Source organism: Pseudogulbenkiania sp. FW507-F1 (assembly GCF_058781125.1).
In genome coordinates this window covers 22894-32584 of record NZ_JBYSWM010000010.1, presented here as the reverse complement: position 1 = coordinate 32584, position 9691 = coordinate 22894, and the positions used below count along the sequence as shown (strand labels likewise).

The 9691-nt window shown below is 66.4% G+C and carries 9 protein-coding genes; 4 read left to right on the top strand and 5 right to left on the bottom strand.

Annotated features, from left to right (window positions below):
- Window positions 1-14 precede the first annotated feature (14 nt).
- Window positions 15-662, bottom strand: a complete 648-nt coding sequence (locus tag AC3WG5_RS08440) for a MarC family NAAT transporter (RefSeq protein ID WP_492568391.1) — start codon at window positions 660-662, stop codon at window positions 15-17.
- Window positions 663-815: 153 nt separating this feature from the next.
- On the opposite strand from AC3WG5_RS08440, the gene AC3WG5_RS08435 reads away from it, so the two are divergent.
- The 4 genes from AC3WG5_RS08435 to dinB all read left to right on the top strand — a co-directional run bounded on the left by AC3WG5_RS08435 (window position 816) and on the right by dinB (window position 5970).
- Window positions 816-1274 carry a copper chaperone PCu(A)C gene (locus AC3WG5_RS08435; protein WP_014085603.1) on the top strand — a complete coding sequence of 153 codons (459 nt, stop codon included), beginning with the start codon at window positions 816-818 and terminating at the stop codon, window positions 1272-1274.
- A 259-nt stretch (window positions 1275-1533) separates the two neighbouring features.
- On the top strand, window positions 1534-4296 hold the full coding sequence (locus AC3WG5_RS08430; protein WP_492568390.1) for a bifunctional diguanylate cyclase/phosphodiesterase: 2763 nt from the start codon (window positions 1534-1536) through the stop codon (window positions 4294-4296).
- A gap of 278 nt (window positions 4297-4574) precedes the next feature.
- Entirely contained in the window at window positions 4575-4880 is a 306-nt protein-coding gene (locus tag AC3WG5_RS08425) for an Rdx family protein (RefSeq protein WP_492568389.1), read from the top strand.
- A 19-nt stretch (window positions 4881-4899) separates the two neighbouring features.
- Complete coding sequence (gene dinB / locus AC3WG5_RS08420; RefSeq protein ID WP_492568388.1) at window positions 4900-5970, top strand: DNA polymerase IV; 1071 nt, start codon at window positions 4900-4902, stop codon at window positions 5968-5970.
- A gap of 95 nt (window positions 5971-6065) precedes the next feature.
- On the opposite strand, the gene AC3WG5_RS08415 is transcribed toward dinB, so the two are convergent.
- From AC3WG5_RS08415 to bioH, 4 genes are all read right to left on the bottom strand, one after another.
- Entirely contained in the window at window positions 6066-6722 is a 657-nt protein-coding gene (locus AC3WG5_RS08415; RefSeq protein ID WP_492568387.1) for a glutathione S-transferase family protein, read from the bottom strand.
- 130 nt (window positions 6723-6852) lie between these two features.
- Window positions 6853-7764 (bottom strand): patatin-like phospholipase family protein, encoded by a 912-nt coding sequence (locus AC3WG5_RS08410; RefSeq protein WP_294865749.1) that lies wholly within the window; start codon window positions 7762-7764, stop codon window positions 6853-6855.
- A gap of 237 nt (window positions 7765-8001) precedes the next feature.
- A complete protein-coding gene (gene bioC, locus AC3WG5_RS08405; RefSeq protein WP_492568386.1) occupies window positions 8002-8916 on the bottom strand; it encodes a malonyl-ACP O-methyltransferase BioC in 915 nt (304 codons plus the stop codon).
- Window positions 8913-9677, bottom strand: coding sequence for a pimeloyl-ACP methyl ester esterase BioH (gene bioH / locus AC3WG5_RS08400; protein ID WP_492568385.1), 765 nt, complete (start codon window positions 9675-9677; stop codon window positions 8913-8915). The genes bioC and bioH overlap by 4 nt, the downstream gene beginning before the upstream one ends.
- Window positions 9678-9691: the final 14 nt, after the last annotated feature.

The following is a 9691-nucleotide window of genomic DNA, read 5'->3' as shown; positions in this document are numbered from 1 at the left end:
CCGGGCCCCCCGGCTCAGGAGCCGGCGAGGAAGGTGCGCACCCCCGAGCCGATGAACTGCACGCCGACGCAGATCAGCAAGAAGCCCATCAGCCGCGTCATCACCTCGCGCCCGGAACGGCCCAGCTTCTCGGCGATCAGCGTCGAGGAGTGCAACACCAGCCAGGTGCCGAGGCAGGTCAGGACGATGGCCAGCACCGTCATCGCCATCGCCAGCGCCTTGGCCGGCACGCCGTGCAATTCGGCGATCTCGGTGGCGATGCCGATCACCACGGCGATGGTCCCCGGCCCGCTGATGCCGGGCATGGCCAGCGGGAAGAAGGCGTAATCCTCCTTGCCGTCCGAGGTCTTGGGCGCCATGCCCGGGTCCTGCGACAGGAACAGCATGCGGTACCCCAGCACCGCCACCACCAGACCGCCAGCGATACGCAGGGCGCCGTAGGAAATGCCGAACAGCGCCAGGATCAGGTTGCCGGCCAGCAGCGACACCAGCATGATGCCGGCGGCGAACAGGCAGGCGCGCCGCGCCTGATGCGCCCGCCCCTCGTCGCTCATGTCGCGCGTCAACGTGATGAACAACGGAATCTTCGACAGCGGGTTGGTAATGGTGATCAGACTGATCAGGCCGCCAAACAGAAACTGCAGATACAGGTCTTTCAGCATGGAAAACAGCCGGGAATATCGGGGGTCGCCATTCTACCCGCTTGCGACCGGCTTGCCAGCGCAACGTGGCACGCCACTGCGGCAATCTGTCGCAGCCACGCGCGGTCGGCGCTATGCTACGGTTCGTTCTTCGAGACCGCACCCATACCCGTCATGAAACACCTCCGCATCCTGACCGCCCTCCTTCTCGGCCTGCTCGCCCTGCCGGCACTGGCCCACCACTACGTGCTCGGCACACTGCATATCGGCCACCCGTGGAGCCGCGCCATGCCGGCCATGATGAGCAGCGGTGCGGTCTACCTGAAGCTCGACAACCAGGGCAAGACCGCCGACCGCCTGCTCGCGGTCAGCACCCCGCGCGCCGCCAGTGCCGAATTGCACCAGAACCTCAACGATCACGGCATCATGCGCATGCGCGCGCTGCCCGAAGGGATAGAACTGCCCCCCGGCCGTGGCATCGCGCTGGCCCCGGGCGGGACGCACATCATGCTGATGGGGCTCACCGCGCCGCTCAAGGCCGGCGAACGCTTCCCTCTGACGCTACGCTTCGCCCGCGCCGGCACGATCGAGGTCGAGGTCAAGATCGAAGAAGGCCTGATGCCCACCCCCTGAACAGCATCCCACCGCGTCGCAGCGCCCGCACGGCGTCCGACGCTCCGGCCGTGTCCCGACATGCCCCCCTCCTCCCCCCATCGCCCGCGGCCCGACCCGCCACCTTCGCTCGCCCCTCCCGGGTCGCCCTGCTACAGTCAACGTGTCAAAAAAATGACATTGCGCTGATCATGAAGCCAAATCGGGTAAAAACCGCTTTTACTGTTAAATAAAAGCGTCTTATTATTCACATGTGCTTACACATCAAGAGTGGATATTCATGCTGCGACGCCTGCTGATGCGACTAGCACACGCTTTAGGCAACCCGACCCTGCTCATGACGCTGCTCATGGTACTGGGGCTGGTCGGCACCTGGCGCCTGCTGGACAGCACCATCGCGCAAAGCGATCGGGGCTATCTCCAGCTGACCGGCGAACTGCTCGAGCGCAACCTGCTCAAACAACGCAACACGCTGGGCCACAACCTGACCGAATACAACGCCTGGGACGACATGTACCACGCGGTCAGCGGCCCCTCTCTCAATATCGCCTGGCTGCGCACCAACCTCACCGGATCGATCTACCGCACCCTCGATATCCAGCTCGGCGTCATCACCGATGCCCAGGGCAAGCCACTGTACGCCGTGCGCAACGGCGCCATCGAGGAAACGCCAAACCTGGCGCTGCCGTTCAGCGCCCGGCAATGGCAGCACCTGGTACAGATGGCCGCCCGCTTCGAGCCGCTCGGCAACGAAGGTTACCCCACCACGTTTTTCCGCGACACCGCCCCCAACCCGCTCACCCACCAGACCGAACCGCGTCTGCTGATGCTGGCGCTACAGCGCATCGTGCCGGAAACCACGGAACCGGACGCCGCCCTCCCGGCGCGCTACCTGCTGTTCGCCAAGGACATCGGCCCCGCCCAGTTGGAAGACATCGCCGGCGATCTGCGCCTGGAGCAATTGCAGGTCGACTTCTCCGCCGCCGCCAAGCCCCCCGGGGCGCTCGCGGTTCAAGGTCCCGAAGGGCAGACACTGGCTTACCTCACCTGGCAGCAGGAGCTGCCAGGCAACCGTCTGCAAACGGCACTGCTGCCGCGCGCGCTGCTGTTGCTGGTGGTGCTGATCGCCATCGCGCTGCTGCTGCTGCGGGTATCGCGCCAGCTGACGCTGCGCCACCAGCGCACCACCGCGCGCCTGATCAGCCAGGGGCAAGTGCTGCGCGAACTCGTTGCCGAACGCGAGAACAAGAGCGACCCGCTCGACGCCTACCTGAAGTTGCTGTGCCAGAAACTGGCTGCCACCCTAGACGTCTCCCGCGTCAGCGTCTGGCGCTACCAACCCGATCTCCAGGAGCTGGAGTGCCTGATCGGCATCGACCGCGACGCCGACCACCACTTCGCCGGTGCCTTGCTGCACTTCTCCGCCCATCCCGACTATTTCTCTGCGCTGCACCGGGAGCGCTACCTCAGTGCCAGCCACGCCACCAGCGATCCGCGCCTGGCCAGCATGCGCGACTACCTGCTGGAACACACCGTCTGCTCGATGCTGGACGCGGCCGTCACGCTGGCCGGCACCCACTACGGGGTGATCTGCGTGGAAGACCGCAACAAGCGCGAGACTTGGCACCCCGACGAGATCAACTTCGTCTGCTCCAGCGCCGACGTGGTGGCGCTGATGATGGAATCGGGCGCACGGCTGCAGGCCGAGGGCGAACTGCATCGCCACGCCTACTACGACCGCTTCACCGGCTTGCCCAACCGGGCCCGGCTCTTGATGCAGCTCGACGAACTGGCACAGAATCGTAGCGAGAACCCGGTGTTCGGCTGCCTGATCCTGGCGCTAGACGCCCTGCCCAACCTCAACGAGCTGTACGGCCACGACACCGGCGACCAGGTCATCCTGCTGCTGTGCGAGCGCCTGGCGCGCCTGGCCGAGCCGGGCGAACTGGTGGCACGGGTGGCGGAAAACCGCTTCTGCCTGATCCTGCTGGGCAAGGACGAGAGCAACATCAACCGCCGCGTCACCGCCATCAACGAAACGCTCAACCTGCCGCTCGACGTCAACGCCCAGCTGATCGGCGTGCGCGTCAGTGCCGGACTGGCGCTGTCGCCGCAGGACAGCAAGGAACCGTTGCGCCTGCTGGAACACGCCGAGCTGGCGATGCAAATCTCGCGCAGTTCGATCCAGGGTGGCTGGGTGCGCTTCCACGAAGACATGAGCACCGACTGGCACCGCCGCCACCTGCTAATCAACGAACTGCGCCAGGCCATCGGCACGCACCAGCTGTTCCTCTGCTACCAGCCCTACCACGACCTGAAAACCCGCCGCACGCGCGGCGCCGAGGCGCTGCTGCGCTGGCACCACCCCGAGCACGGCTTCATCTCCCCCGGCGAGTTCATCCCGCTGGCCGAAGACAGCGGCGTGATCGTGCCGCTCGGCGAGTGGGCGCTGCGCGAAGCCTGTCAGCAGACCGCCAAGTGGCGGCAGGGTGGGCAGCCGGAGTTCACCATCTCGGTCAACGTCTCGCTGCTGCAACTGGAAGACCCGCACTTCGCCGACCTGGTCGCGGGCATCCTGGCCACCGCCCACCTCCCCCCCTCGGCGCTGGAGCTGGAAGTCACCGAAACCCTGGCGCTGCGCCAGTCGGGCAGCATCGAAGACAATATCCGCCGCCTCAAGGCGCTGGGGGTGAGCCTAGCGATCGACGACTTCGGCACCGGCTACGCCTCGTTCAGCTACCTGCGCCGCTTCCCCGCGGAAAAGATCAAGATCGACAAGCAGTTCCTCGACCAGGTACCGGACAACCACCAGGACGCCGCCATCGTGCGCATGATCGTGGCGATGGGGCATTCACTCGGCGCCATGGTCACCGGCGAAGGCATCGAGAACGAACGGCAACTGGCTTTCCTCGCCGAGATCGGCTGCGACTACGCGCAAGGCTTCCACCTGAGCAAGCCGCTGGAGCAGCACGCCATGAGCCGTTACCTGTCGCACAACGCGGTAGTGGTGTCGAACGGCCAGCAAACGCCGACAACGTTGTAGTTATGTGACACATTGCAGTGCAACAAAAAATGTCGAAAGGCCATTTCGCTTTACCGATGCCCCATTAATGGGCACACTCGCCGAGGGAATCAAAACCGCCGGTCCCCACATATACCGCAGCGTCAAGTTTGCACCCGACAGAAGTCTAAGATGGAGGAGCGGGCCCCAAGGGCCCGTCATACAATAAAGCGACTCGCGGGACCGGCGGCTTTCCCTCCTTGAAGACAGCACTTTCCGCTATGCTGTACGGCGTATTCCATCACCCCGATACGCCCACCATGACGACCCCGGATCAACTCCCCCGCCTTGCCATCCAGTACTGTACCGGCTGCCGCTGGCTGCTGCGCGCCGCGTGGATGGCTCAGGAACTGCTGACCACCTTCGAGAAGGAACTGGCCGAAGTGGCGCTCCAACCGGGCTCGGGCGGCGTGTTCCGCATCACCCTCGACGGCGAGCAACTGTGGGACCGCAAGGCCGACGGCGGCTTTCCCGACATCAAGGAACTGAAGCAGCGGGTACGCGACCGTGTCGCCCCGGACAAATCGCTCGGCCACAGCGACGCCGTACCAACCCCGCCGCTCTGAAAGCGAGGTTGGCCGCAGCATGGCCCTGCCGCAACGCAAGATCATCCACGTCGACTGCGACTGCTTCTTCGCCGCAGTCGAGATGCGCGACCAGCCCGCCTGGCGCGACATCCCGCTGGCAGTGGGGGGGCAGCCCGACAGCCGCGGCGTGATCGCCACCTGCAATTACCTGGCGCGACGCTACGGCGTGCACTCGGCGATGTCGTCGGCACGCGCGCTGCATCTGTGCCCACGGCTGTTGATCGTCCCCCCCGACTTCGCACGCTACAAGACGGCCAGCCAGCAGATCCTGGCGATCTATCAGGATTTCACCGAACTGATCGAACCGTTGTCGCTGGACGAGGCCTACCTCGACGTCAGCGGCCGGCCGCACTGCCAGGGCAGCGCCTCGCTGATGGCCGAAGCGATCCGCAGCCGCATCCGTGACGAGATCGGCATCACCGCCTCGGCCGGCATCGCTCCCAACAAGTTCCTGGCCAAGGTCGCCAGCGACTGGAACAAGCCGGACGGCCAGTTCGTGATCCGGCCCGAGGATGTCGACGCCTTCGTCCGCGCCCTGCCGGTGGAGAAGATTCCCGGTGTCGGTGCCGTCACCGCGTCACGTCTGCACGCGCTCGGGGTGCGGCATTGTGAAGACGTGCGCGGCTGGGAACTGGCGGAACTGGTGCGTCACTTCGGCCGCTTCGGCGAGCGCCTGCACGCCCTGGCACGCGGCATCGACCCACGCCCGGTCAGCATCGAACGTTTGCGCAAATCGATCAGCGTGGAGGAAACCTACGCGGTGGACCTGCCCGACCTCGATGCCTGCCTGGCCAAATTGCCGGAACTGCTGGAGCGCCTGGCGCACCGCCTGGAGCGTGCTGGCCAGCCCGCGTTCCGCGGCCTGAGCATCAAGCTCAAGTTTGCCGACTTCAGCCAGACCACGGTGGAACAGGCGGGCCAGCAGCTGAGTCGCGACACGCTGGCGGCATTGCTGCAGGTCGGCCACGCCCGCGGGGCGCAACCGGTCAGATTGCTGGGGGTGGGCGTGCGGCTCGCCGCGGACGACACCGAACCGCGCCAGCTGGCGCTGTTTCACGGCGACGAGTAGGCCGGCTCAGCAGGCCAAGGTTGGCCGAAGCCGAACCACCCAAGGGTCGAGCCGCCCGGACACGGCGGCCCAGCGGGAAGTGGGATGGTATGGGCTCAGCCGGCCTGCCGTGCGTCCTGGAACGCGGCGACGGCGACGTCGCGCTCCTGCCAGGTGCGTGCCACGCTCGGGCGCTGCGCCAGCGCCTTCAGGTAGGCCGCCAGCTCCGGCACCGCCTGCACCGGGTCACGCTGGAGCGTGCGGCGACACGCCAGCGACACCGACGGCAGCAGCGCGGCGGCGCTGATGTCGGCATGACTGAACTCGGCCCCGCTCAGCCACGGGGTCAGCCGCGCACGACGCATCACGGCGGCAATGCCGGACTCGATGGCGCCACCGGCGCGCTCGCGCTCGGCCTCGCCCAGCGCGGAGCCAAACAGCACATGGTCGAACAAGGGCTTGGCCGGCGTCAGCACGTAATGCTCCAGCAACAGCGCCAGCTCACGCGCGTGAGCCCGGCCATTGGGCGTCGGCGGCAACAGCGCAGCGGTCGGGTAGGCGTCTTCCAGCCACTCCAGGATGGCGCCGGATTCGGCCAGGGCGTGGCCGTTGATATCGACGTAGGGAATCTTGCCCATCGGGCTCAACGCCAGCACCTCGGGGGTCTGCGTCGGCGCGGCGGGCTGCTCGCGAAAGTTCACCCCTTTTTCGATCAGGGCGATCTTTACCTTGTTGTAATACGGAGAGAGGGCGACACCGTAGAGCGTGATCATCGGATTCTCCTGTCGTCGGGCGGGCGCGTGGGAACGGCAGTGATGCCCATGGCCGCGACCGCGGCCATGCAGAAGTCATTATGAAGCCATTTGCCCAGGCGGGCGAGCCGCGTACGCCACCCCACCGCCCTCAGCGGGCGGCCGCCATCGCCACCGACTTCTGCTGCACCAGCTTCTGGATCAGCGGCAAGGCCTGCAACGCCACCTTTTCGCCCTCCAGGATCGCCTGGTGGCGATCTTCGAACGAGGTCGACCCCATGTTTTGCACCTGTGGCCGGATCACCACGTCGGCCTGCTTCAGCTCCTGGGCCAGCGCGGTAACGTTCATGATGTTGATGCTCTGGTCGAAGATCGACAGGAAGCCGGTGGCCGAACCGGCGCGTGGCCGGGCGGAAATGTCCACCGCGATGACGAAGTCGGCCCCCATCTCGCGCGCTGCGCTGACCGGCACCGGGCTGACCAGACCGCCGTCGACGTAGCGCTTGCCGGCGATCAGGGCCGGCAGGAACACGTTGGGAATACTGGCCGAGGCGCGCACCGCCTGGCCGGTGTTGCCCTGGCGGAACACCACGCGCTGGCCGCTATCGAGCTCCGTGGCCACCGCGCCGAACGGCTTGCCCAGTTTTTCCAGCGGCCGGTTGCCCACGGCCTGGTTGACGAAGGCGGCCAGCTTGTCGCCCTTGATGAAACCGCTGGTGGACAGGGTGAAATCGGTCAGATTGCTCTCGTCCAGCTTGATCGCCATGCTCTGCAGCTGCAGGCCGTTGTAACCGGCGGCGTACAGGCTGCCCACCACGCTCCCGGCACTGGTGCCGGTGACGATGTCGGGCACGATGCCGTGCGATTCGAGCACCTTGATCACGCCGATATGGGCAAAGCCCTTGGCCGCGCCACCACCGAGTGCCAGGGCGATTTTCGGCCTGGGCAGGGGCTTGGCCGGCACGGCGACCCCGGGCTTGGCCGGCCCCACCACGGAGCAGGCACTCAAGGTGACCAGCGCCAGCAGTGGCACGAGCCGGAACAGGGTTCGACGTGCAATCATCCTTTACCTCATATCCAAAACAAACGGGCGGCCACGCCGCCCTGGCTGCTGACAACATACTTTGATGCGGTTTTACAGGCCCCGGCAAAGCCGGGCCTCTCCACATAGGTAGTTAATTCCACAGCCTGCCCATCTATTCCCAATCCCCCCGCCCTTGCCCTGCAAGGGAGCCTCGCTACGCTCGAGGGAGGGGTTGCCAACAATCTGACGAACGGCCCGAGGAACTCAGAGACCGCCCTATTTGACGCCCGGACGCGCGCCGGGTTTCATGAACTCGATCACCTGGCGGCCATCCGGCAGCTGATTGGCCTTCTTCTTGGTTTCACCCTTCCAGGCATGGCCGTACACCACTTCGTAAGTGGCCGGCAAAGCGCCGTCCTGGCGGCGCAGCTCGTACGCCGCCTCGACCTTCTGCCAGCTGTGCTTGCCCATCAGGCCGCGCCCGCGCCCGGCGGTGGCGTTGTGTGCGCCGATGGCCTTCAGGTCCTGCATCACGTCGCGTACCCGCGGGTAGGTCAGCACTATCTTGTCCATGTCCATCACCGGCTCGGCGAAACCGCTCTTGAGCAGTGCGTCACCCAGATCGTGCATGTCGATGAACTGGTTGACGTGGGTGGCGCCGTCCACGCCGGCGAAGGACTGGCGCAGCTCGAACAGCGTGTCCGGCCCCAGCGTCGAGAACATCAGCATGCCTTCCGGCTTGAGCACGCGCTGGAATTCGGCGAACACGCCGTCCGGAATGTTGACCCACTGGATCGCCAGGTTGGACCAGATCATGTCGACGCTGGCGTCGGCCAGCGGCAGGCATTCGACGTCGGCGCACAACTGCCACGGTTGGGCACGCTTGAACAGCTTACCCAGCAGGCCGCCGCCCGCCTGTTGCTTCTCGCGCGAGGCTTGCAGCATGGTGGTGGCGAGATCGAGTTCGATCACGCGCGCCTCGGGATAGCGGCGACGCAGCTCGGCCGCACCGTAGCCGGTGCCGCTGCCGGCGTCGAGGATCACCTTGGGACTGAACTTGATGTAGTCGAGGCGGGCCGCCATGCGATCCGACACCTCGCGCTGCAGCACCGCGGCCGAGTCGTAACTCGGCGCGGCGCGCTCGAAGGCGGCGCGCACGCGGGACTTGTCGGTATAAAACGCTTCACTCATGCGTGTTGGTCCAGGTGGGCGGCAAGCCGCGCCACGAACTCTTCCTCGTGCGACAGGAAGGGGGCGTGCGAGGCCTGCGGGAATTCGTAAAGGGTGGCATCGGCCAGCGTCTCGGCCAGCCAGCGCCCGGCACCGATCGGGGTGATGGCATCCTTGGCGCCGAAGAACAGCCCGACCGGGCAGTGGATGGAGGGCGCCAGCGCGCGCGCGTCGGCCATCAGCAGCAGTTCCAGCGCCGGCAGCAGGCCCTGCGGCCGACCGTGCGCGAACAGTTCCTCGCGCAGCGCCTTGAGCGTGTCGCGGGCGCCCGGCGCGCCCAGCATCTGCAGCGCCAGAAAACGCTCCAGGGTCAGCTCGAAGGCGCTGTCGAGGCTGGCGCCGACGCCCTCGATGGCTTTCTTCTCCTGGGCGTGCGGCCAGCCGTCCTGTTTGACGAAGCGCGGGCTGCTGGCGATCAGCGCCAGGCTCTTCGCCTGCTCCGGATGGCGCGCCGCCCAGTGCTGGGCCAGCAGGCCGCCGAGCGACCAGCCGACCACGTGCACCGGCCAGGGGAACTGCGCCGCCAACAGGTCGGCGATGTCGTCGGCGTCGAAGGGATGACGGCTGGCGGAGGCGCCGTGCCCGGGAAGGTCGACCAGGTGCAGGCAATAGCGCCCGGCCAGGCGCTCGGCGACGCGGCTGAACACGCCGCCGTGCAGGCCCCAGCCGTGCAGCATGACGACGTCCGGGCCGCGTCCGAGCGATTCGATATACAGACTCATGCGAAGCCAGATGA